We start from the raw sequence: 22,331 nt of genomic DNA, 5'->3' as shown, positions 1-22,331 counted from the left end.
TCCACATCCGATCACTTATAACGAAACGCACACCGGTTTGCTTGACGATCATAGAGGCGTTGAACCACCTGATCCCATCCCGAACTCAGAAGTGAAAAGCGCCATCGCCGATGGTAGTGTGGGAGATCCCATGTGAGAGTAGGTCGTCGTCAAGCTTTTAAATGAAAAGAACCCCGTCCTGCGAAGCAGGGCGGGGTTTTTTCGTTTAGAATCACGTCACCTATCTGTCCACTACAACGGACCCATGTGATGACACGATGCTCCGAATGAGCCAGTGGCAGACATCCGAAGGATGCCCAGAGGGGATGAAGCGAAGCTTCAGATCATTGTGGTCGTTGTCTCATAAAATTCAGAATTTGGGGTATCATCGGTCAGGGCTTTTTTGTGTCTGATGAAAACCCCTCCTATCGGCGCTCAGCACTTAGACCAAGGTTTAGCTCCACATGCAGGCACGAATAGTCGCTCAAACCTTGTTCTAAGTGCTTTGCTGGCGTGCTCGACGTCCAACACCTTTTACGCGCCATCTATCGGCGGCACCGATACGAGTGAGGTAGTAAAAGGAAAAGTATTGAATAGTTTATTGCTGCTGTATCGCGGCGTAATCTATGAGTTCGTTAAGCTTGTTGAGTCGATCGTGAGCTTCTTTATGATCATTTCCTATTAAAGACTGCTGTTTAAGGTCATGTTCTAACAATATTTTTTGTTGTTCTACTAGGCTCCAGTGTTTGAACTCTCTTGCTTGCTCCGCAATAAGTATTAGACCTTCTAAAAGTCTTAGCTGAACGGCGAGGTTATGTTTTGAGTGTTGACGAATTTGGTCGTATGCAGAGTTAGCCAGTCCTTTAAAAGAAACAGTTTTAAAAACGACTCTCGGTGTGTCGTTGCTATCGCACGTTATGCCTTCTGGAAAGCGTTTATGTGTCAGGTTACATAACGTTGCACTTAACTTATCAATACAGGCTATAGCGGAATAAGGGTCATTGATGCTAGGTGAAAGGGCTCTTAACGCAATTTCTACCAATTGTAATATGGCAAATTCTGGGTCTTGAATTGGGGTTCGTTTTGCCCCAAGAGTTAAACAACTGAGCACTTCGTTAATTTCCTCTTTGCTAAGCTTTGTGCCTGAGTGCTTTATAATCAACTTCTGCTCTGTTACGAAGTCACCAGGCATTATTAGGACTTCCATGCACAGATCGTTGTGTTTCATGAGTTGTGCAAGTCTTTGATAGTCGATGGCTTGTACATAGCCAGAGCACAGGCTTCGAATTTGGGGCGCATCTGTATCTATTTCGCTTAACACATCTTCATGAGAACAAAATGAAGACTCTTTGTCTTTATAACCTGCAAAGATGTTTTGAATGTCGCTGTGCAGAGATTCATACACCTTATCAATGATGTTGTCAGCCTGCAGATTAATAGCGGTATGGTGGATAAAATAGATGAGTAACAAAATTCCGTTCAGTGTTAGCAATATAGCCCCACCAAATGTGAGACCAGGCAAATGACCCGACACAACAAAATTGTCGGTTGCACCAGCGAGTACTAAGCAATAGATGAATATGGCTATAAACGTTCCTAGGACGGTCTGGGTGCTGGAATCATTCATAAAGTTACGAATGAGTCTGGGCCCAAATTGGGAAGAGGCGTTTGTCAGTGCGACCATAGTAATGGAAAACGTGATGCTTACGACGGTCATTACACTGCCTGCAATGGTGGTTAGTAATCCTCGGGTAATATCGCCATCAGCGTGATAAAGAAAGCGTAACCAAGTTACTCGTTCTAGGTTGTAGTGAGCATCTACCCACAGTAATAGACCACATAGACCTAATGTGGCAAAGATAATGAGACAAGGAACAAACCAAAAGCTGGTTCGAATAATATCGTAACTTTTGAGAAGTTTGTTGCTTCGAGTAACAGGCATAACCAGTAGCTTCCTTTGCTGCGTTGCTAAGTAATACCAACATTACACGAAACGCGCTAGAGAACTAAACTTACTACTTTAGATTTAAAGGGGAGATATGTTCAAAGGCCGACTGATCGGTTGAGTATAAGAATGGCTAAGAAGCGTTAATTGGAAAGGAAACGCTTAAGCAGTAGGTTGAAGTCTTGTCGCTCAGTTAAGGATTCGCTGGCTATTTGGGCCGGAGAGCTAGGCAATGAAAAGGCAAAATTTTCTGCCTCGGATTTTAATTCAACGATATACATCAGAAGTATCGAATTCGCATCAGCGAGATGGTAATTTTCTGAGTACCACTGTGACCAATTTATTAGATTGACTAACCAACTTGGCTCAGATGAAGGGAGCAGCAACTTCTGCAACTCTCGACAGGCGATCAGGCAGCGAACATTTGAGTCCAGCTTTAGACGTTTCTCCTCGCCCGCAAAAGTGTTTATAAGATGCTTGATTGACTGAATCAACTCTTCATGACGCTTATTCAAAAGCTGTTGGTTTATGGATATCTGCTGTAAATCTGTCATTTTGAAATGAGTCCATGCATCATTGATACCCACGTTATCGGATCAACTTTATAAGTTCTTGCTTGTCTTTATGTAATTCTATGTAACAAATTGAATTCTTATGTAATCGGTCAGACCATCATGAGTGGCTGGTAAGAGTGTTTAACGGCAAGTTAGTGCGACTTAGAATCAGGAGAATCATGTTAACACCAGAGCTTTTCATCAAGCGGGCTTTGCAAGCAGTGGCGGTGCAAAAAATTGAAGTCGTGCAGTCTTTATGGAGTGGTTATGGCGAGATTGCGCGATACCAAGTCAAACAAGCAGCATCTTCTATGAACGTTATCATGAAGACAATTCGTTGGCAGGAAATACCTTCCCATCCTAGAGGCTGGCAATCTAAGTTATCCCATCAACGTAAAGTACATTCATATCAAGTGGAAGCAAACTGGTATACGCGATGGGCAGATCAATGTGCTGAGCAAGTGCGAATGCCACGATTGCTAGACCATTTACAGCAAGATGACGTGATGTATCTCCTAATGGAAGATTTGGATGATAGCGGATTCTTTGTGCGGCATGATCAGCTTGCGTATGAACAGACTGTCGTGGTGCTCCATTGGTTAGCCAGTTTTCATAGTATTCATTTAATCCCACAGCCTAATACCGATTGGCCTGAGGGGTTGTGGAAAAATGGATCGTATTGGCATTTAGCGACCCGACCAGATGAATGGCAGGTGATGGCAGAAGGCGAGTTGAAACAGGCCGCTACAGATTTGGATAAAGCATTACGGCGATCTCCCTATCAAACCTTAATACATGGCGATGCGAAAGTGGCTAACTTTTGCTTCCATGGAAATGAGGACTTGGTTGCGGCTGTCGACTTTCAATATGTCGGAAAAGGCGTAGGTGTGCAGGATGTCGCCTATTTTTTAGGAAGCTGTCTGACAGAAGAGCAGCTTGAAATGCATTTAGAGTATTTATTGGATGTGTATTTTACCGAGCTCTCTCGTTGCCTGATTGCCATGGGAGAGTCATCTGATTTAGCTGAGTCTGTTACTCAAGATTGGTACCGTTTATTCCCTATCGCTTGGGCCGACTTTCAGCGCTTTTTAATGGGGTGGTGTCCCACTCATCACAAAAATACAGCATTTAGCCGTCGTATCACTGAGCGAGCATTGCAGCAGTTACAGAGCTAACGCTCACGCAATGCTCGATTTGTCTTATGGGTGGCTTCAGCGGTCAGTGGGTTTTCTGGCCAGGGGTGTTTTGGGTAGCGGCCGCGCATTTCTTTGCGTACCTCTGGGTATACTTCTTGCCAAAAGTAGGTGAGGTCTTGGGTGACCGCTAATGGCCTTTGAGCTGGCGATAGCAGCTCTATTTTGACTGGCACGCCCGCGATAGAAGGGCTTTGTGTTTCGCCAAACATTTCTTGCAACTTGACTCGTACTGTTGGCGTATCGTGTTGGTAATCAACGCTAATGTAGGAGCCAGAAGCAACACGTAATTTGGTGGGAAGGCGTTCTAGTTTTTGTTGCTGTTCCCAATTGAGTAGTGATTTCAATGGCTCTAATAATGACAGTTTTTCGAGTTGTGAGACACGAGTGATACCGATTAGGAAAGGTGCCAACCATTGCTCAAGAGATTCTGATAAATAGCTATCGGTTGTCGGGGGAATCTCAGCGTCTAAATGAGTTCGTGCGAAGTGAATTCGATGGCGTAAATTAAGGCTATCAGGTTGCCAGTTGAGAGAGGCTAATCCTTGTTTGCGAATGTAATCACAAGAGGCTTGTATCACCGCATCGTCAGGAAGTTGTTGAATCTTGTTTTGTTCAATACACAGCTTCGATAACCAAATTTCTTCTTCACCCACTAGGCCACCATTTGAGCGGTTCCATTCACATCGTTGCGACTTTTTAAGTTGGCTGTGAAGGCATGTTTTAATGGTTTCAAGTTCTATACCATGCGATAGGTAGACTTTATCCAGCTCTTGATCTGACGTGCCTCCCAGCTCCACAGTGATAATGAAATCATGATGTGCATTGTCATCGTGTCGAGGTAGCCAAGCCTGCCTACCATTACTCAGTTTAAAAATAACTTGCTCACCGATTACGCGTTGTCGCAAGGCAACTCGGTCGGGAAATGCTTTGGCGAGCATCCAGCCAATAGGGTCATGGGTTTGCAAATCATGGGTTGTACGCGTATCGACGATGGCTCGTTTAAGATTCGCTTTTGATCGTTTCCACTGCGCATTGAATGTGGAGTGAGACATTTGTTGGAGTGCGCTCAGGATGTCGCTGCTAGAATGCTGTCGTGACGGCGCGTCATACAGCATAGCGGCAAGACTGAGACCTTGCTCAAGACAATTAAGTTGGACGGCCTGATCGAGCAAACATGCTAACCGCGGTGGTAAAGGGTATCGGGAGACTCGTTGCCCGTCTTGCGATAGCTGCATCGTCTTGTCTGTGCGCAGAATGCCCAGCTGAACGAGTAAATCATCGGCTTGCTGCCAATGGGCACTTGGAGGAGGGGTGACCCAATCTAATTCGGCCGTGTCTTTGATTCCCCATTTGACAGATTCTAGAACTAATGAACTCAGGTCTTCCAAAAGGATCTGTGGCGACGATTGAGGACTGAGTCGTTGTTGCTGCTCTGGTGACCACCAGCGATAGCATACCCCTGATTCCACACGACCAGCACGGCCCATTCGCTGTATCGTTTCTGCCTGAGAAGCGCTGCGGGTATGCAGTCTGGTTGTGGCTGTTTTCGCATCAAATCGTGCTTCGCGGGCTAACCCAGAATCGACGACGATTCGAATTCCATTAATCGTCAAACTGGTTTGTGCAATGCTGGTGGCCAAAATAATTTTGCGCCATCCCTCTTTTGCGGGTGCGATCACATGTTCCTGCTCGGTAACGCTTAAATCACCGAATAGTCTTAGAAGCTCAGTTTGATCAGGCAGTTTGCCCTCTAGATATTGAGCGACTTGTCGAATTTCTCGTTGCCCGGGTAAGAATGCTAATAACGAACCTGCCTCTTCACTCAGAGCCCGAATGATCAGTTTTGAAACCTGTAGAGGAACATCTGGCTGCTTTAGGGCGAGATTGCTGTAGCGGATGTCAATTGGGTATTGGCGGCCTTCGCTTATGATGGGCTGACAGCCGAGTAACGTCTGCAAGCGGCTACTGTCTAGCGTGGCAGACATGATCAGGAGTTTTAACGGTATCTCATCACGGAACAGTACTCGAGCCTGTAAACACAGCGCTAAGGCGAAGTCAGAGTGCAGATTACGTTCATGGAATTCGTCAAAAATAATCAGCGCCACGTCATCTAAACTAGGATCATCCTGTAGCATACGAGTGAGGACGCCTTCGGTCACGACCAATAGCTGCGTCGACTGACTTTGTTTGCCGTCTTGGCGTATTTGATAACCAACACGCTGTCCTAATGGCTCACCAAGTTGATCGGCAAGCCGTTTCGCTGCGGATCTTGCTGCCAAGCGTCGTGGCTCTAGCATGATAATCTTACGTTTACCTAACCACTCTGCGTCGAGTAATGCCAGTGGCACGACGGTTGTTTTACCTGCACCAGGCGCTGCTTCAAGAATGGCTTCGTCATGCTCTGATAGCTGTCGTTTTAGTGCGTCTAATACTGAGTGGATGGGTAAGCGAGATGTCATACTAAAACCTTAAGTGTTGAGGCTGTATAATAGCGACTAATGTATAAGGTTTCAGCGTTTAACGTGTTTACCGTAGTGCGCGATCTGATAGGGTGGTTTATTGTTTGTTAATGGTTCATTAACAAATCCATGTTAATGCTTAATTAGCCGTTCTATCTGCATGGCAATATTATAAGAAAGGATACAAATCCCATGAGCGAGTTGGGCAAAAAAACCTTGCTGATCGTCGATGATGAGCCGGACATTCGTCATTTATTGACTGATGCATTAGCGCAAAAGGGTTACCAAGTACGTGATGCCAGTCAAGGCAGTGAAATGTGGCAAGTGTTGGCTGAGCAATCGGTAGACTTGGTGATTATGGATTTGTATTTGCAAGAAGAAGACGGTCTCCAATTGGCGCGCGAAGTAAGAGAGCGTTACGCTACTCCCATCATGATGCTAACAGGTAAAGGCGACGAGACGGACCGGATTCTTGGGCTTGAGTTAGCGGCTGATGATTACATGATGAAGCCATTTAACTTGCGCGAATTGACTGCACGAATTCACGCCTTGCTACGTCGAAGCGCCACGATATCACCACTGCAAACACTGAACAGTGATCATGAATGCCTGTATTTTGGTAAATGGATCTTAGACCTGACAGCGCGTCAATTGCGAGACCAGCAGGGAGAAGAAGTGATCTTGACCCTTGGGGAGTTTTCTCTGTTAGAAACGTTAGCAACCCGCCCTGACAGAGTGCTAAGTCGAGAGCAAATCATTGATTTAAGCCGTGGACTAGAGACGGAAGTCTTTGATCGTACCGTCGATGTTCTAATTTTGCGCTTGCGACGAAAGTTAGAGGCGAACCCCAAAGCGCCTGAATTCATCAAGACACAGCGCGGCCTGGGTTACTTATTCCAAGGGCCTGTGGCTAAGAGCTCTTAGACGATGCGAACCGTCAGCATTCGTCAAAAAGCCTCCCTTATCATATTGATTATCTGCGTGGTGGCGGCCTTTATGGTGGCCATTGGCTGGCAGTCCATGCGCGTTAGCGAAGCGTCTTTATCGGAATTCGAAGCACAAACGCTTCCTGAGATCAGTACTGCCCTGACGCTGGCACAGAGCGTGGCTCAATTAGCGGCTGCAGCGCCTTACACAGCGGGTTCCGCTCGCCCCTTTCAACTGCAGGTAGAATCCGAGCGGTTGAAGCGCCGTATTGATGAATTGCGCGGTGTTGCCGATAATCTCAATAGCGCTGACTTTCGAGGAGACATTGCCGAACGGTTAGACGGGTTTGAGGAAACTTTGACTGAGCTCGTCGGTTTAGTTCGAGAAGAGTTGTATATCCGAGAAGACAGTTTGGCGCAGCAATTCGCCATTCGCCAACTGCAGGATTCAGTGAATTCGGACAAGACGGTATCAGAACAGCAGTTACTCACATGGTTACTTCAGCTTATTGAAGAGCCTGGTGTGGTGGTGAATCGTATGGCAGAAGAGTTTGCGCTGACTCAATCGTCTTCTGATGTTGCTCGTATTGCGCAAGATCTCCTTACCGCGCAACAGCGCCTCAACGCCATTCAACAGAGAAAAAGCTATTTACTCATCTCACTGCGAGCAAAATCAGAACAATTGAGCTCGCAGGTCAGTGAATTCGTTGGCGCGTTACAACGACAAGTTTCCCGTCAACGCATTGAAGTAGCTCAAGTTGTCACAACAGGGCAGTTTTGGCTGGTCGGCATATCGCTTTTCTTAGTGTTGGGATTAACACATTTATATCGATCGAGTCGTCGTATGACGCGTGACCTCGAAGCTGTGACGCACGACATGGAAGAATTGTCGATGGGGCAGGTCGATTCTCGTAATCCTCAGGTAAAACGCAACGATGAAATCGGCACATTAGCGAATGCTTTTGAGGTGTTTCGTCGAGATGCGATTTATCGATTGCAGGTGTCAGCCGAGCTCACCGAGCAAAAGCGTTTACTTGAGACCATCTTTGACAACATGAACGATGGTCTGAGTGTGTTCTCTGAGGAAGGCTTGTTGATCGCGTGGAATAAAGGCTATGAAACCTTGTTTGAGCTGGAGTCTTGTCAGTTATACCGAGGCATGCCCATCAGTGAAGTTCAGAAGCTGATTACCCAGAGCTCTCATAAGAACTTGAATATGGAAAACCAGCAAGTTCAGATGGATGAAATAAACGCCTCACGTCATCAACGTAGTCAAAGTTTCGAACGTCATTTTGCCTCGGGTAAAGTGGTTGAATTTCGCTCAAAACCCATGCCTGAGGGGGGCTTTGTCACGCTGTACACAGATCTCACCGAGCGAAAAAGTGTCGAGAGCCAATTACGCCAAGCGCAAAAAATGGAAGTGCTGGGGCAGTTGACGGGCGGGGTCGCGCATGATTTCAATAATCTTCTGGCAGCCATCATGGGTAATCTACAGATGCTGTCTGATTCGTCTCCTAAGACGGAAGACCAACGCCGCTACATTGAGCGAGCCTTGGCCGTCGCTGAAAAAAGCAGCAGTTTAGTGCATCGATTGCTGGCATTTGGTCGGCGTCAGCAGTTGTTCCCTGAACCCACTCACATCGATGACTTAATCGAAGGGATGCTGGATCTAGTGGAATACAGTGTCGGCAATCATATCTCCGTTACAGTGGACCTAGATTGTCCAGAAGAGCAATGTTTGATAGATCCATCGCAGCTTGAAAATGCCTTGCTCAATCTGTCACTAAACAGTGCTGGGGCGATGACTCGTGGTGGAGTGCTGAGCTTTTCAACAAAAACCACTACCTTGCCGGATTCAGATGTGCCTGCGGTGCGCATTAAGGTTGAGGATACCGGGCATGGTATTTCCGACGAAATACTGGCGCGGATTTTTGAGCCATTCTTCACGACAAAACCAGTGGGGAAAGGCAGTGGCCTGGGTCTGAGTATGATTTACGGCTTTGTGAAACAAAGTGGTGGTGAAATCTGTGTAACGTCAGAAGAGGGGAAGTGGACCAAAGTATGTTTATTCTTGCCCACGATGGCGCAGCATACCCAAGCGCTAAAACCGTCCAAATTAGAAAGCCTACCTGTTCTGAGGCTACCGCAAGAGCCTTTAGTTTGGCTTGTTGAAGATGATGCCGAAGTTTGCACTGTGATCGAAGAGCAGTTGCAACGGCTGGGTTGCGTTGTACAAACCTTTAACAATGCAGAGCGCGTACTCGATGCATTGGAAAGCTCATTTCACCCTGATGTCATCATGAGCGATGTGAATTTAGCCGGTGAATTAAATGGAGTGGCCTTGATTCATCAATTGCAGAGTTTTGCACTCTGGCGCGGGCAAACTTTGCTGATGTCGGGTCTTCCAGTGCTTGAATTAACGCAACATTACGGCCTAAGAGGTGATGATCTCTTCCTACCAAAACCTTTTACAATCAGTGAGTTGGAGCGTGTGTTTCAATTTGATGAGTAGAATATTACAAAGATTACAAGCCGTGCTGTTTTCTTGAAATATTCCGTTAGTTTTCTTCCAGCATAGTGACTCCACGAAGCAGTGATAAAGAGCTGTTTCAACGGTATCAACCGACAATAAAAACAATACTGGAGTCAACACAATGAAATTTCACTACCGTAAACTCGCTTGTCTCGTGGCTGCTGGCGCTTTATCTACCGCTGCAATGGCTGAAACCCCCATCATCGGTTTGATTACGAAAACCAATACCAACCCGTTCTTCGTCAAAATGAAAGAAGGTGCGCAGCAAAAAGCGGAAGAGTTGGGCGTTGAGTTACGTACTTTCGCAGGTCGTTATGACGGCGACAACGAAACCCAAGTTCAAGCAGTGGAAAACCTGATTGCCTCAGGGGCCAAAGGTATTTTGATTACACCAAGTGACCCAGCAGGTATTGTCCCTACAATTGAGCGCGCGCGTGAAGCAGGCCTTCTTGTCATTGCTCTGGATACCCCTCTTTCCCCAGCCAATGCCGCTGATATGACGTTCGCTACTGATAACTTCAAAGCGGGTGAAATGATTGGTCAATGGGCTAAAGCCAAAATGGGCGACAAAGCTGATGATGCCAAAATTGCGTTGTTGGACCTAAATACCAGTGAAATTACGGTTGATGTATTGCGAGACCAAGGTTTCTTAAGCGGGTTCGGTATCGATCTTAATGATCCAAACGACATTGGTGACGAAAGCGATCCTCGAATTGTAGGTAACGATGTCACCCAAGGTTCTGAGGAAGGTGGACGTCGCGCAATGGAAAACCTTTTGCAAAAAGATCCCGATGTGAATTTAGTGTACACCATCAATGAACCTGCAGCAGCCGGGGCATACGAAGCGTTGAAGTCGTTTGGTATGGAAGATGGTGTCATGATCGTTTCTGTTGATGGCGGTTGCCCCGGCGTACGTAACGTGCGAGACGGCGTGATCGGCGCGACATCGATGCAGTTCCCGTTACGTATGGCTTCAGAAGGGGTGACTGCGATCGTCGAATTCGCGAAATCGGGCACCCGTCCTACCGCAACTGATGGGCTAGATTTTTATGACACAGGCGTTCAGCTCATTACTGATGACCCAGCTCCGGGAATTGATTACGTTAGCTCCGAAACGGGCTTAACGATGTGCTGGGGCTAACCTCCCTTTCTTGTTCATATTAAGGGGCTTTCCCTTAACACCGCTAACCATCTATCTCGGTTAGCGGTGCTCTTATTTACGTTTGGAGTATTCCTTATGAGTGCAGCTAATTCAAAACCGTCTGTGCATATTTCGGATCATGACAAGGTGGCGGATCAGGCTGGTAGTGGTAGCTATGTAGCGAATTTTGAGGCGAAAGAAAGCCCATTAGAGCGCTTTAAGAAGTTTCTTCATAAGTACCCGGTTGCCGCACCGACGATTGTATTGATCCTAGCGATTATTGGTTTTAGTGCCATCATCGGCGACCGCTTTTTGCACCCTTTTAACCTATCTTTGATTTTGCAGCAGGTCACCATTATCGGCGTCATCGGGATTGCGCAGACGTTGATTATCCTGACGGCCGGTATCGATCTCTCGGTTGGTGCGATTATGGTTCTCGCTTCAGTGGTCATGGGGCGCATGGCGATTGATCATGGCATTGAAGCATGGCTTGCTTTACTGATTGGTATAGGTGTCGGCGCGATTACAGGTCTGATTAATGGTTCGCTGATCACACGCTTTAAATTGCCACCTTTTATCGCGACCCTAGGCTCTTGGAACGTATTCTTTGCATTGAATCTTTGGTACTCGAAAAGCGAGACCATTCGTTCTCAAGAAATCGCAAATAATGCACCGTTACTACAGTGGCTGGGTGAGACCGTAACCTTCTTTGGCGCGCGCTTAACCTATGGCTCCTTGCTGATGCTGGCGCTCTTTGTATTGATTTGGTATGCCTTGAATTGGACTGCTTGGGGGCGTCACGTGTACGCCACAGGTGACGATCCGGCGGCTGCAAAATTAGCCGGTATCCGTACAGATCGAGTCTTGTTATCGGTTTATGTACTGGCGGGTATCGTCTGTGCCATTGGTGCTTGGGTACTAATCGGTCGTATTGGTTCAGTCAGTCCACAGGCTGGTTATACGACAAACCTAGACAGTATTACGGCGGTTGTGATTGGTGGGTGTAGCCTATTTGGTGGGCGAGGCTCTATCTTTGGTACCCTTATCGGAGCACTGGTCGTTGGGGTGTTTCGTAATGGCTTAGCGCTTGCGGGCGTTGATGTACTTTGGCAAGAATTTACCGTTGGTATCCTAATTATCGTGGCCGTTGGTGTCGATCAGTGGATCAGAAGGGGGAAAGCATAATGACAGCACATTACGATCAACAACCCATACTTCAGGCTCGTAGCATAGTGAAGCGCTATGGCAGCGTGACGGCGATTGACCACGCTGATTTGACTCTATACCCAGGCGAAATTTTAGCGGTCATTGGCGATAATGGTGCAGGTAAGTCGTCCCTTATTAAGGCGTTGTCTGGGGCATTGATTCCCGATGAAGGCGAGATTTTACTAGACGGTAAGCCTGTGCATTTTAATTCTCCAATGCAGGCGCGTGAGCTTGGTATCGAGACGGTTTATCAAAACTTAGCGGTATCACCAGCATTAAACATTGCTGACAATCTATTCTTGGGGCGTGAGTTGCGTAAGCCCGGCATTCTTGGGTCAGTATTTCGCATGCTGGATAAGCGCGCAATGGAAGAGCGTGCTCAAGCCAAGATGCAGGAATTAGGCTTGATGACCATTCAGAATATCTCTCAAGCGGTAGAGTCCCTATCAGGTGGTCAGCGCCAAGGTGTTGCTGTAGCTCGCTCAGCGTTGTTTGGTAGCAAAGTCGTGATCATGGATGAGCCAACCGCTGCATTAGGGGTGAAAGAGTCTCGACGAGTATTGAATTTAATCAAAGAGGTGCGTGATCGTGGCTTACCGATTATTTTGATCAGTCACAATATGCCACATGTATTTGAAGTGGCAGACCGCATTCACATCCATCGTTTAGGAAAATGTGCGGCAACGATCACCCCTGATTCGCACACTATGTCTGAAGCTGTGGCTATCATGACTGGGGCAATGGAAGTAAACTCTGATCCAGTAGCAGCGTAATATTACTGGGCGGATGAGTGAGGTAGACAAGAGAAAATTTATGGGAACCACAGCGCATAATATGGGGGATGTAAAGACGTGGCTGTCTAAGCCACGACGTTGGATGACCATCGCGATGGCAAGTACCTTGCTCTGTCTACCTTTCTCTGTCGCGTCAAATAGCCAGACAGATCAGCCGTTACGTTCCATTGGGATCAGCGTCGCAGACCTTGGTAACCCATTCTTTGTGGAGCTGGTTGAGTCGGCGACACATCGTGCACAAGAGTTGAATGATGCACCAGTTGAGGTGATTGTACGATCAGATGCTTACGACCTAGAGCGGCAAATCAGTCAGTTAAATGATTTTATTGATCGCAAAGTCAATCTGATTATTTTGACTGCGGCAGACGAGTATAAGATCGCGCCAACGGTTGCCAAAGCTCAACGGGCAGGGATCAAAGTCATTGCCGTAGATGTTAATGCGCAAGGCGCTGATGCCACCATTACGACGGATAATGTGCAGGCAGGCGTTGTGGCATGTGAACGGTTAGCTAAAGAAATAGGTTATCAGGGCCAGTTTGTGATTATAAACGGTGTTTTGGTGTCGTCCGTTTTGGAGCGTGTCGCAGGGTGTAAATCCGCCATTAATCGTTATCCAGACATTGTGTTGCGCAGTGACCGATTGAATGGCACTGGCAGTCAGGAGGGTGGCATGGAAGCGATGACGTATCTGATGGAAGCCTACGATCATATTGATGCGGTGTTTGCCATAAACGATCCGACCGCGTACGGTGCTATGTTGGCTGCAAATCAAGCAGGGCGGGATGAATTTGTATTGGCGTCGGTCGATGGCTCTGAATTTGCAGAGCAAGAGATCCAAAAGCCCAATATTTGGCTGGCAACAGCCGTGCAAAAACCTAGGGAAATGGCGCGCAAAGCGGTTGAAATAGGGATGGCGCTGTTAGCTGGCAAAGAGGTTGAGCAGCGCTTTATTTTGATTCCAGCAGAGTTAGCCGAGAAAAATCCTCTTCAAAATCACTAATTTTATGCGCCCTAGTTGGCGCATCCGCTTAAGCTCGGTAATCTTACACCTTACTCTCAAGGATGTTTTATGGCTACCGCAGACATTTTCCAACAAATTTTTAATACTGTTTTCCCACTGCTGATGATTGTCATGATCGGTTTTTTCTACGCTCGAGCCCGACCGACCGACATGACCATTGCAAACCGCATCAACATGAGTGTATTTATCCCAGCGCTCATTTTCTCGGTAATGGCATCAAAAGATTTTAATATTCAAGACTACAGTGAATTAATCTTAGCGGGTGCAGTGGTGATTATTGGATCAGGGATCGTCGCTTGGCCGATTGCACGATGGTTGGGGTATGAGTTCAAAACGTTTGTTCCGCCGATGATGTTTAACAATTCAGGCAATTTGGGCATTCCATTGATGGTGCTGGCGTTTGGGGAGTCCGCTCTGCCTATTGCCGTGGTTCTGTTTCTCACCGAGAACTTGCTACATTTTACCGTCGGGATGTACCTGCTGAATCCTAGAACCAACCTGACTAATTTGCTCAAGATGCCGATTATTATCGCCACGGCGCTGGGCGTCCTCTGGAGTTTACAGGGTTGGCAGGTGCCGCAAGCAATCGGTACGGGCGTCGATATGTTGGGTCAGATTTCGATTCCTCTAATGCTGTTCGCATTGGGGGTGCGCATGAAAGATGTCGACTTTGGGCAATGGCGGATTGGTGTTATCAGCGGCTTTTTATGCCCTTTAAGCGGCGTTGTGATGGCGTATCTATATTATTGGACAGTGGGGATTCGTGAAGAGTGGTTTGGGTATCTGCTGATTTTTGCCTGTTTACCCCCTGCGGTATTGAACTATATGCTGGCTGAAGTGCATCAGCAGGAGCCACAAAAGGTGGCAACTATCGTATTGTTAGGGAATTTAATGGCACTGTTGTGTATTCCCATTGTGCTGTATTTCGTTCTATAACTGTCACAAGAACTCTATTGTCGGAGAGCAATGGCTATGTTGCTGCAAATTGGCTTAGTACTGCTATTAATTGTTGGTTATTTCATTCTGCTTCGTATTGTATCGTCGACGATTCATATGATTGGGTTGCGTCGCGCGGTTCATGAGCTGCGTGTCAGCGTTGTGACGAAATTACTCCATCTTGGCTTAACCGCTATTTTTGTTTTGCTGCTCTGTGTGGTGTTGGGGGTAGGTTACGGCCAGTTGGCGGTTTTTTTCTCTTCGGTCTTTGCTGTTGTCGGTGTTGCCTTATTCGCTCAATGGTCAATACTCAGCAATATAACCGCCAGTTTGATTATCTTTTTTGGTTTTCCCTATCGCGTAGGTGATTGGGTTAAAGTGGTGGATAAGGATGAGGAAATCCTAGGCCAAATTCATGAAATTTCGACGTTCCATGTAATTATTACACGCCTCAGTGGCGATACGGTGACGTATCCCAATAACCTTATTTTGCAAAAGCCGGTGATCCGTTACCGCGATAGAATCGATGCGCAGCGTCATTCCGCCTTCTCAGAAAAACAGGATGTTCCTGAGAGTCTGGATAAAATTTGATCAAAAATTACTCAGCCTGACATGGGTGTGGCATAATAAAGACTCTTGCCTATTGTTTTTCAAACGCTCAGCGGGAGAGTCATATGAAATCCAACCCAGATGCACTGATATCAAAGCATCCTGGTCTTATACAAAGCGATGCGCTTAAGGTGAAGTCTCACGTTCAGCGCCCACAGGAAGATTGGGTACTTCACACGCTAATGATTGAAGGCTACGACGTGCCATTTCGCTTCAAACGCCAAGGTAAATATCGCACACTTCGTGGCGCTAGAGTGAACCTAACCTACTATCCAGGAGAAGAGACGGTGGCAGGAATGGCCGTTGAAGTGATGAAAGTGGTACGGGTTAAGCGCACCTAACGAATGGGTTAGAGCCGGTATGTCTGCGTGACTGAATACGACTACCATGACTTCAGCACCGTTCAAGGCAGATCGCTACGCCCATCCCGCCTCCAATGCATAACGTCGCCACCCCCTTTTTGGCTGATCGGCGCTGCATCTCGTGCAGCAGTGAGACAACAATGCGACAACCCGATCCTGCTAGAGGATGACCGAGGGCGATGGCGCCGCCGTTAACGTTGACGATCTCAGGGTCAATGCCAAGCTCTCTTAAGACGATGATAGATTGCCCCGCAAAGGCTTCGTTGATCTCCGCTAGTTCTATTTGACCTATGTTCCAGCCTGCTAAACGCAGCGCTTTTTGGGTAGCACCGATTGGCCCAAGTCCCATATCCATTGGCTCTAGTGCAAACGACGCATAAGAAGCAATGCGTACAATGGGGTCTAAGTTGGCCGCCAATAACGCCTGTTCACTCGCGACGAGAACGGCCGCAGCGCCGTCGTTTAGCCCGGATGCATTGCCTACTGTGATGGTGCCCGTTTCGCAAAAAGCTGGCTTAAGTCGCGCTAGTTTTTCTAATGAAGAGAGGTAAGGGTGCTCATCCTTACTGAAGTAAATATCGCCTTGCTTAGAAGGGAGTTTGATGGGAGTCAGTTCTGCATCAAAGCGATTGGATCGTATGGCATTATCGGCTTTTAATTGTGAATGGTGCGCGAAGCGATCCTGCTCTTCCCGTGATATTTGCCATCTGGCGATAAGATGTTCGACCGTGTCACCCATGTGAAGGTTATGAAACGCATCCCATAAGCCATCAATAATCATACTGTCTTGGATTTTGAGAGGGCGTTGTTTGGCTGCGATCTGATTGGACATGATCAATTGAGGGGCATTGCTCATAGAGTCTTGCCCGCCCGCAATAATCAGGTTCGCATCGCCTGCTTTAATTGCTTGAGCCGCTAGGTGAATAGATTTTTGCCCACCCCCACAGACCTTGTTCACTGTAAAGGCGCTAACATTAGGCGCAAGCCCTGCGAGTAATGCTGCTTGCCTTGCGGGATTCTGCCCCGCACCGCCAGTGAGCACTTGCCCAATAATAACCTCATCTATGTGCGTTGGATCTAGGTCTAACTCCTGCAACAGATGAGCGATAACTTGAGCGCCAATGTCCGCGGCGTTCAGATCAGCTAACCCTCCTGACAATTTTGCAATCGGTGACCGTTTCCCCGCAACAATGTAGACCTCGTTCATGACATCAACCTATGTAGCATTTTTGTTGTTCTATTGATTCGATATTCTAAGTATAACCAGAACGTTGATTTCTGAGTATACTTAGAATAGTCTTGATTATTAGATAAATACAAAAATAAAAACAAATTGTGCGAATTAGGCACACTGTTAAGAGGTAAGGCATGTGAATCAGTCACTGTGGTCACCGACGCAATCAATGAAAGACGATTGTGCTTTAACACGTTTTGCTCATCAGGTTGGTTTACCAAATCAGGATTATGATGCGTTGCATCGATGGTCAATCAGCGACCTATCCGGTTTTTGGTCCCAAGTGTGGGATTTCGCAGGGGTGATAGGCGAAAAAGGGAACGATACATTTATCCCTAACGCTGAACACTGGATGACAGAATCACAGTTCTTTCCTTCTGCGCGGTTAAATCTAGCGGAAAATTTACTCAAACAGACAGGCAGCGCGCCTTGCGTGATTGAAACCAATGAATCTGGCGATCGGCAGGTTTACAGTGCGGATGAGGTGCGTGCAGAAGTCGCACGCGTGGCTCAAGGTTTAAGGCAAGCGGGGGTTGAGCCAGGAGACCGTGTTGCGGTCGTGATGCCCAATAAATTCTCCTGTTTGGTGACGCATTTGGCGACCTTAGCGGTCGGTGGCGTATGGACCTCCTGCTCCCCAGATTTTGGGGTAGAGGCCATTATAGATCGGATTGGTCAAGTTACTCCCAAGCTCCTGTTCGTAGAACCTATTTTTCAATACGCTGGCAAACAGCATGACATCTCACAATCTGCACTCTTATTGGCACAACGCATAGAAAGTGTTGAGCAGTTAGTCATCGTCGGGCCCCACAGTTTAGAACCCCTAGATAAGGTCACGCACTGGTCTGATTTTGGCGATGAAGCAGACCTAGAGTTTACGCGCGTCGGCTTCGATGATCCGGCTTATATCTTATATACGTCGGGTACAACGGGCGTTCCAAAAGCGATTGTTCATCGCACTGGGGGAGTACTTCTGCAGCAATTAAAGGAGCATCTGCTGCATAATGATGTACGTAAGGGAGATCGGGTGCTGTGGTACACCAACACTGCTTGGATGATGTATCACTGGATTGTGGCTGCGCTAGGTTGTGATGCAGTACTGGTTCTATACGACGGCGCTCCCATTTTAAAGCAACACGCTGGATTGGATTGTTCACCCTTATGGCGAGTTGTCGAGCAAGAACAGCTCACTCATTTAGGTATCTCACCAAAGTATCTGGGGACGCTTGCTGAAGCCGAATTTGAACCCCAGCAACACCATGATTTGTCGTCATTACGTTGGCTCTTATCGGCCGGCAGCCCCGTTGCGCCAAACCAATATGACTGGATCTACTCAGCGATTTCAAAGCAGGTTGGTTTTTCGTCTATTTCGGGCGGTACCGAACTGATGGGCTGTTTCTTACTGGGGACGCCTTGGCATTCATTGCGAAAAGGGACCTTAACCGCCAAGGCTCTGGGGATGGCCGTCAATGTGCTGGATGATCGAGGCGCGCCCGTTATAGGGCGACAAGGCAATCTGGTATGTACCGAGCCTTTCCCGTCGATGCCACTTTCGTTTTGGGGTGAGGAAGGCTTCGCACGGTACAAGAAAACGTATTTCTCAGACCGGGATGAGATCTGGGTGCATGGCGACCACGCTCAGATGAACAGTGATGGCACCGCGGTTATCTACGGCCGCTCCGACAATACACTCAATCCCGGCGGGGTCCGAATCGGCACCGCTGATATCTATAATGCGTGTGACGGTATCAAAGAGATCGAAGATTGCGTTGTCTTTGGTCGTCCGATTGCGGGAGACGAAGAAATTGTCTTGTGTATTCAACTAAGAGAAGACGTGACTGCTCATGATGGACTGGCTCAGCGGATACGTAAAAGTATTCGAATGGCCTGTTCACCTCGGCATGTCCCCGCCGCGATCTATTTAGTTGACGATGTGCCGTACACCCTGAATGGTAAGCGTGTTGAAGGTGCCGCTCAGTCATCACTACTTGGCAAACCAGTGAACAACGTGGCTTCGCTACAAAACCCACAATGCCTTGAGCAATATCGAAACCTTGCTCAGGAGCGTGCGTTATGAGCCAGCCCAAAGCCGCAATTATTGGTGTAGGAGAACTCAAACCTTGTCGAGTGACCAACGGTGCGAGCACCTTAGGGATGCTGGCCCAAGCATCAGCGCTCGCGCTGAAAGATGCGGGCATCCATAAGTCGGACATCGATGGTTTACTGGTCGGCCCTCAGGTAGGCGAGACTCCCCAGCACGTACCTGCGACTGTGGCAGAATACCTTGGCTTACAACCAAACATGGCGAATGTCGTGGATCTAGGTGGCGCGTCTGGCCCAGGGATGATATGGCGTGCTGCTGCCGCGATTGAAGCTGGCATGTGTCATACCGTGCTCTGTGTGCTGGGAAATCATCGTAACCCTGAGGTTCCACGAAGCCCAAATCGCAATCCAATTCGTGAATTTGATGTCCCCTTTGGTGCCTCGGGTGCCAACACAACGTATGCGCAACTGAAGCAAGCCCATATGGCCGCTTTTCAGTCGAAGGACGAGGACTTTGCGCTGATTACGCAATGGGCGCGTCATAATGCGCAGTATCATCCCCATGCCATTTTCAACGGTAAGCCATGTGATGCGAGCGATGTTTTGCAATCACCCCTTATCGCAGAGCCTTTGCATTTGTACGAAATTGTCATGCCAGTCGCTGGGGCAGAAGCGGTCATCGTCACGTCGGTCGAGCGTGCCAAAGCGCTCAATAAACCCGCCGCTTATTTAATGGGAGCGGGGGAGAAAGTGACACATCGCGCATTATCTCAAGCGCCTGATCTAACGTCTGGCCCTCTAAAGCCTTCGATGGCCCAGGCGTTTAAGCAATCGAATACATCGGTTACAGATATGGATTTGCTGTCTTTGTATGACTGCTACTCGATTATGGTGGCGCTGACACTGGAAGACAGTGGTATTTGTCCACCCGGGAAATTTGGCGATTTCTTACGTCACAATACCTTTGGCTACGATGGTAGCTGTCCTATGAACACGCATGGCGGACAACTTGGCTTTGGGCAACCTGATTTAGCCGGGGGAATGACGCATGTGGTCGAGGCCGTTCATCAGCTCAGAGAGACTGCCTATGGCCGTCAGATCCGCTCCGCCCAGTATGCCCTTGTGACGGGAAACGGAGCCACCTTATCTGAAGCAGTCGCCTTGGTACTCGCCAGTGAAAAGGTGGCACTAGACAATCTAGGAGAAGGCCAATGAAATCGTTTGATTTTGCGCCGCTGAACGTACCCGGCCCGACTAAAATCCCGCTTACAGAGCCGTTTTGGCAAGCGGCCGCCAACGGTGAGCTGCATATGCAATACTGTGAATGTTGCCAGTCGTATGTGTTTTATCCGCGCGAAATATGCCCCTGTTGTTGGAGTGATCAGTTGACGTGGCGTCAAGTAACCGGCCAAGCGACGATCAAAACTTACACCACTATATGGAAGCCTGGTCAACCTGGCTGGTCGGCTGTGACACCTTATACCGTTGGCATTATTCAGTTAGATGAAGGCCCCAGTATGCTGGCACTTTTGTTGTTAGAGCCCGAGCAACTAGAGGTTGGGCGAGCGGTTTGCTTTAAGACCATCAATATCGGCGGACAACTGATGCCCGCTTTTACCATCCCTGAGGACAATCACCATGACAAATAACAAAAACGCTTGGACGAATACGATGCACGCTCAGCCCGCTGTGGGATATGTGGCGGAAATCAGTCGCACGACTTGTGCGGAGGACATAACGGCATTTACTCAAATGACAGGGGATCATAACCCCGTTCACTATGACAAAGCGCTAGCGGAAAAGACGCCTTTTGGCAAAATCATTGTTCAAGGAGGGGTCTCTTCTGGCATATTAAATGCGGTCGTTGCAGAACGTTTGCCCGGGCCTGGTACTGTGTTTTTAGGCGTCCAATGGAATTTCAAAAAAGCCGTTGGTGTTAATGAAACCATTACCGGGCGCGTAGAAGTGGTCAGCGTGCGCGACGATAAACCTATTTGCCAACTCAAGACCACGGTTATCGACAGTGCCGGAGACGTGTGTATTGAAGGCACTGCTACCACATATACCATGCCATTAAAGGATCTTTAATCATGTCAGACCAACCCGCAGGCCGATGGTCTGCCCTGATGGTCATCTGCCTAGGTGTTGTAGGTGTATTGGCGACTTGGTTCTCAGCGACGGCCATCGTCCCTGAGTTAATTAAGGTGTGGCACTTATCCAACAACGCTGCATCGTGGTTAACCAACGCGGTACAACTGGGCTTTGTCCTGGGTGCCTTGTCTGCGTCGTTGGTGAATTTGCCTGATATTATCCGCCTCAATCGACTCATGGCGCTGTCTGCCTTATTAGCTGCCATATCGAACAGTTTGCTACTGCTCAATCCCTCGCTAGAAGTCGCCATTTTGTTGCGTTTTCTAACCGGTATGTGTCTTGCTGGCGTCTACCCCGCCGCACTGAAACTGATGGCGACGTGGTTTACTAAGGGAAGAGGGTTAGCGTTGGGGTTTCTGATTGGGGCACTTACGATTGGCTCGTCTGCGCCTCATCTATTTCGTGCCGTCACGGACAATATTCAATGGCAATGGGTGGTTCTGGTGTCGTCATCGACATCACTGTTTGCGGCGGTTTTGTTTTCATGGAAGGTAAAAGAAGGCCCTTATGCATTTGGTAAGGCGTTGTTTGATCCGAAACAGTGTTTGAAGGTCTTCACGTCAAAGCCACTGTTCCTCGTCAATATGGGGTATTTTGGCCACATGTGGGAGCTCTACGCCATGTGGGCTTGGTTGTTGGCCTATGCCAACGCTGCGTCGCTGCATTTGGTGTCTTTCCCTTTTGGGTCACCCTCCATGTTTTGTTTTATCGTCGTGGCATCGGGCAGCGTTGGGTGTATTTTAGGTGGGATACTGTCTGACCGCTTTGGTCGCTGCTATACCACGATTGGGATGATGTTGGTTTCGGGCTGCTGTGCTTTGCTGATGGGTTTTGTCTTTGATGGCCCAGGTTGGTTGTTGGCGATTGTGGCCGTGATTTGGGGCATGAGCATTATCGGGGACAGTGCGCAGTTTTCTGCGGCGGTGACTGAGCTTGCTGATAAAGACTTTGTTGGTACAGCGTTGGCACTGCAATTAGGCATTGGGTTTGCTCTCACTGTGATTGCGATTTCAATATTGCCGCTGTTGGCAAATGCGCTAGGTGGGTGGCAATGGGTCTTTTTGATACTGGTTCCGGGGCCTGTCATAGGGTGTGTGGCAATGGCGCTTTTGCGCAAGTTGCCTGATGCAGAACGACTTGCGGCAGGGGCGAAGTAAATGTAATCCGTTTTAATAGAACGCATATTTTTACTGGGCCGTCACAAACAGGCATAATGCTACTCAACACAACATGTTATAGGGC

19 protein-coding genes and 1 rRNA gene are annotated in these 22,331 nt (G+C 48.0%); 16 read left to right on the top strand and 4 right to left on the bottom strand.

Annotated features, from left to right (window positions below; all coding sequences use genetic code 11):
* The first annotated feature begins 40 nt into the window (after positions 1-40).
* A 5S ribosomal RNA gene (gene rrf / locus DN730_RS17595) occupies positions 41-155 on the top strand.
* A 422-nt stretch (positions 156-577) separates the two neighbouring features.
* Here rrf and DN730_RS17590 read toward each other — a convergent pair.
* Together DN730_RS17590 and DN730_RS17585 are read right to left on the bottom strand one after the other, a co-directional pair.
* Positions 578-1,921: a DUF2254 domain-containing protein gene (locus tag DN730_RS17590; RefSeq protein ID WP_115469448.1), complete on the bottom strand. Its 1,344-nt coding sequence runs from the start codon at positions 1,919-1,921 to the stop codon at positions 578-580.
* Between the two features lie 146 nt (positions 1,922-2,067).
* Positions 2,068-2,478: a hypothetical protein gene (locus DN730_RS17585; RefSeq protein WP_115469447.1), complete on the bottom strand. Its 411-nt coding sequence runs from the start codon at positions 2,476-2,478 to the stop codon at positions 2,068-2,070.
* A 179-nt stretch (positions 2,479-2,657) separates the two neighbouring features.
* Between DN730_RS17585 and DN730_RS17580 the strand changes: the two genes are divergently transcribed.
* Positions 2,658-3,653 carry a phosphotransferase gene (locus DN730_RS17580; RefSeq protein WP_115469446.1) on the top strand — a complete coding sequence of 332 codons (996 nt, stop codon included), beginning with the start codon at positions 2,658-2,660 and terminating at the stop codon, positions 3,651-3,653.
* On the opposite strand, the gene hrpB is transcribed toward DN730_RS17580, so the two are convergent.
* Positions 3,650-6,133, bottom strand: a complete 2,484-nt coding sequence (gene hrpB / locus DN730_RS17575; protein ID WP_115469445.1) for an ATP-dependent helicase HrpB — start codon at positions 6,131-6,133, stop codon at positions 3,650-3,652. The genes DN730_RS17580 and hrpB overlap by 4 nt on opposite strands.
* Before the next feature lie 192 nt (positions 6,134-6,325).
* Between hrpB and DN730_RS17570 the strand changes: the two genes are divergently transcribed.
* The 9 genes from DN730_RS17570 to DN730_RS17530 all read left to right on the top strand — a co-directional run bounded on the left by DN730_RS17570 (position 6,326) and on the right by DN730_RS17530 (position 15,640).
* Positions 6,326-7,057, top strand: coding sequence for a response regulator (locus tag DN730_RS17570; RefSeq protein ID WP_115469444.1), 732 nt, complete (start codon positions 6,326-6,328; stop codon positions 7,055-7,057).
* Between the two features lie 3 nt (positions 7,058-7,060).
* Positions 7,061-9,571, top strand: coding sequence for a PAS-domain containing protein (locus DN730_RS17565; RefSeq protein WP_115469443.1), 2,511 nt, complete (start codon positions 7,061-7,063; stop codon positions 9,569-9,571).
* A 142-nt stretch (positions 9,572-9,713) separates the two neighbouring features.
* Positions 9,714-10,733 (top strand): sugar ABC transporter substrate-binding protein, encoded by a 1,020-nt coding sequence (locus DN730_RS17560; RefSeq protein WP_115469442.1) that lies wholly within the window; start codon positions 9,714-9,716, stop codon positions 10,731-10,733.
* Between the two features lie 96 nt (positions 10,734-10,829).
* Positions 10,830-11,918, top strand: coding sequence for an ABC transporter permease (locus DN730_RS17555; protein ID WP_115469441.1), 1,089 nt, complete (start codon positions 10,830-10,832; stop codon positions 11,916-11,918).
* The gene (locus DN730_RS17550) at positions 11,918-12,712 is read left to right on the top strand and encodes an ATP-binding cassette domain-containing protein (protein ID WP_115469440.1); all 795 of its coding nucleotides are present in this window, start codon (positions 11,918-11,920) and stop codon (positions 12,710-12,712) included. Before DN730_RS17555 ends, DN730_RS17550 begins: the two co-directional genes overlap by 1 nt.
* Before the next feature lie 40 nt (positions 12,713-12,752).
* A complete protein-coding gene (locus DN730_RS17545; RefSeq protein WP_115469439.1) occupies positions 12,753-13,733 on the top strand; it encodes an ABC transporter substrate-binding protein in 981 nt (326 codons plus the stop codon).
* 69 nt (positions 13,734-13,802) lie between these two features.
* Positions 13,803-14,690 carry an AEC family transporter gene (locus DN730_RS17540; protein ID WP_115469438.1) on the top strand — a complete coding sequence of 296 codons (888 nt, stop codon included), beginning with the start codon at positions 13,803-13,805 and terminating at the stop codon, positions 14,688-14,690.
* A 30-nt stretch (positions 14,691-14,720) separates the two neighbouring features.
* On the top strand, positions 14,721-15,281 hold the full coding sequence (locus DN730_RS17535) for a mechanosensitive ion channel domain-containing protein (RefSeq protein WP_245958006.1): 561 nt from the start codon (positions 14,721-14,723) through the stop codon (positions 15,279-15,281).
* Between the two features lie 83 nt (positions 15,282-15,364).
* On the top strand, positions 15,365-15,640 hold the full coding sequence (locus tag DN730_RS17530) for a hypothetical protein (protein WP_115469437.1): 276 nt from the start codon (positions 15,365-15,367) through the stop codon (positions 15,638-15,640).
* 52 nt (positions 15,641-15,692) lie between these two features.
* Here the strand turns inward: DN730_RS17530 and DN730_RS17525 are convergent, their stop codons facing one another.
* Positions 15,693-16,868, bottom strand: a complete 1,176-nt coding sequence (locus tag DN730_RS17525; protein WP_115469436.1) for a thiolase family protein — start codon at positions 16,866-16,868, stop codon at positions 15,693-15,695.
* 163 nt (positions 16,869-17,031) lie between these two features.
* Between DN730_RS17525 and DN730_RS17520 the strand changes: the two genes are divergently transcribed.
* Genes DN730_RS17520 through DN730_RS17500 form a run of 5 tightly spaced genes read left to right on the top strand, consistent with a single transcriptional unit; the run spans position 17,032 to position 22,246 of the window.
* The gene (locus DN730_RS17520) at positions 17,032-18,972 is read left to right on the top strand and encodes an acetoacetate--CoA ligase (protein ID WP_115469435.1); all 1,941 of its coding nucleotides are present in this window, start codon (positions 17,032-17,034) and stop codon (positions 18,970-18,972) included.
* The gene (locus tag DN730_RS17515; RefSeq protein ID WP_115469434.1) at positions 18,969-20,153 is read left to right on the top strand and encodes a thiolase family protein; all 1,185 of its coding nucleotides are present in this window, start codon (positions 18,969-18,971) and stop codon (positions 20,151-20,153) included. The genes DN730_RS17520 and DN730_RS17515 overlap by 4 nt, the downstream gene beginning before the upstream one ends.
* The gene (locus DN730_RS17510; RefSeq protein ID WP_115469433.1) at positions 20,150-20,587 is read left to right on the top strand and encodes a Zn-ribbon domain-containing OB-fold protein; all 438 of its coding nucleotides are present in this window, start codon (positions 20,150-20,152) and stop codon (positions 20,585-20,587) included. The genes DN730_RS17515 and DN730_RS17510 overlap by 4 nt, the downstream gene beginning before the upstream one ends.
* The gene (locus DN730_RS17505) at positions 20,577-21,026 is read left to right on the top strand and encodes a MaoC family dehydratase (protein ID WP_115469432.1); all 450 of its coding nucleotides are present in this window, start codon (positions 20,577-20,579) and stop codon (positions 21,024-21,026) included. The genes DN730_RS17510 and DN730_RS17505 overlap by 11 nt, the downstream gene beginning before the upstream one ends.
* 2 nt (positions 21,027-21,028) lie before the next feature.
* Complete coding sequence (locus tag DN730_RS17500) at positions 21,029-22,246, top strand: MFS transporter (RefSeq protein ID WP_115469431.1); 1,218 nt, start codon at positions 21,029-21,031, stop codon at positions 22,244-22,246.
* Positions 22,247-22,331 lie beyond the last annotated feature (85 nt).

Source organism: Marinomonas piezotolerans, assembly GCF_003362755.1.
GTDB classification, from domain to species: domain Bacteria; phylum Pseudomonadota; class Gammaproteobacteria; order Pseudomonadales; family Marinomonadaceae; genus Marinomonas; species Marinomonas piezotolerans.
The sequence above is the reverse complement of the archived record's forward strand: the minus strand, read 5'-3'. Positions and strand labels throughout refer to the sequence as shown.

Excerpts from the sequence above, each read along its gene's own strand:
- DN730_RS17590 (WP_115469448.1), bottom strand. The coding sequence starts at position 1,921 with ATGCCTGTTACTCGAAGCAACAAACTTCTCAAAAGTTACGATATTATT.
- DN730_RS17585 (WP_115469447.1), bottom strand. The coding sequence starts at position 2,478 with ATGACAGATTTACAGCAGATATCCATAAACCAACAGCTTTTGAATAAG.
- DN730_RS17580 (WP_115469446.1), top strand. The coding sequence starts at position 2,658 with ATGTTAACACCAGAGCTTTTCATCAAGCGGGCTTTGCAAGCAGTGGCG.
- hrpB (WP_115469445.1), bottom strand. The coding sequence starts at position 6,133 with ATGACATCTCGCTTACCCATCCACTCAGTATTAGACGCACTAAAACGA.
- DN730_RS17570 (WP_115469444.1), top strand. The coding sequence starts at position 6,326 with ATGAGCGAGTTGGGCAAAAAAACCTTGCTGATCGTCGATGATGAGCCG.
- DN730_RS17565 (WP_115469443.1), top strand. The coding sequence starts at position 7,061 with ATGCGAACCGTCAGCATTCGTCAAAAAGCCTCCCTTATCATATTGATT.
- DN730_RS17560 (WP_115469442.1), top strand. The coding sequence starts at position 9,714 with ATGAAATTTCACTACCGTAAACTCGCTTGTCTCGTGGCTGCTGGCGCT.
- DN730_RS17555 (WP_115469441.1), top strand. The coding sequence starts at position 10,830 with ATGAGTGCAGCTAATTCAAAACCGTCTGTGCATATTTCGGATCATGAC.
- DN730_RS17550 (WP_115469440.1), top strand. The coding sequence starts at position 11,918 with ATGACAGCACATTACGATCAACAACCCATACTTCAGGCTCGTAGCATA.
- DN730_RS17545 (WP_115469439.1), top strand. The coding sequence starts at position 12,753 with ATGGGAACCACAGCGCATAATATGGGGGATGTAAAGACGTGGCTGTCT.
- DN730_RS17540 (WP_115469438.1), top strand. The coding sequence starts at position 13,803 with ATGGCTACCGCAGACATTTTCCAACAAATTTTTAATACTGTTTTCCCA.
- DN730_RS17535 (WP_245958006.1), top strand. The coding sequence starts at position 14,721 with ATGGCTATGTTGCTGCAAATTGGCTTAGTACTGCTATTAATTGTTGGT.
- DN730_RS17530 (WP_115469437.1), top strand. The coding sequence starts at position 15,365 with ATGAAATCCAACCCAGATGCACTGATATCAAAGCATCCTGGTCTTATA.
- DN730_RS17525 (WP_115469436.1), bottom strand. The coding sequence starts at position 16,868 with ATGAACGAGGTCTACATTGTTGCGGGGAAACGGTCACCGATTGCAAAA.
- DN730_RS17515 (WP_115469434.1), top strand. The coding sequence starts at position 18,969 with ATGAGCCAGCCCAAAGCCGCAATTATTGGTGTAGGAGAACTCAAACCT.
- DN730_RS17510 (WP_115469433.1), top strand. The coding sequence starts at position 20,150 with ATGAAATCGTTTGATTTTGCGCCGCTGAACGTACCCGGCCCGACTAAA.
- DN730_RS17505 (WP_115469432.1), top strand. The coding sequence starts at position 20,577 with ATGACAAATAACAAAAACGCTTGGACGAATACGATGCACGCTCAGCCC.
- DN730_RS17500 (WP_115469431.1), top strand. The coding sequence starts at position 21,029 with ATGTCAGACCAACCCGCAGGCCGATGGTCTGCCCTGATGGTCATCTGC.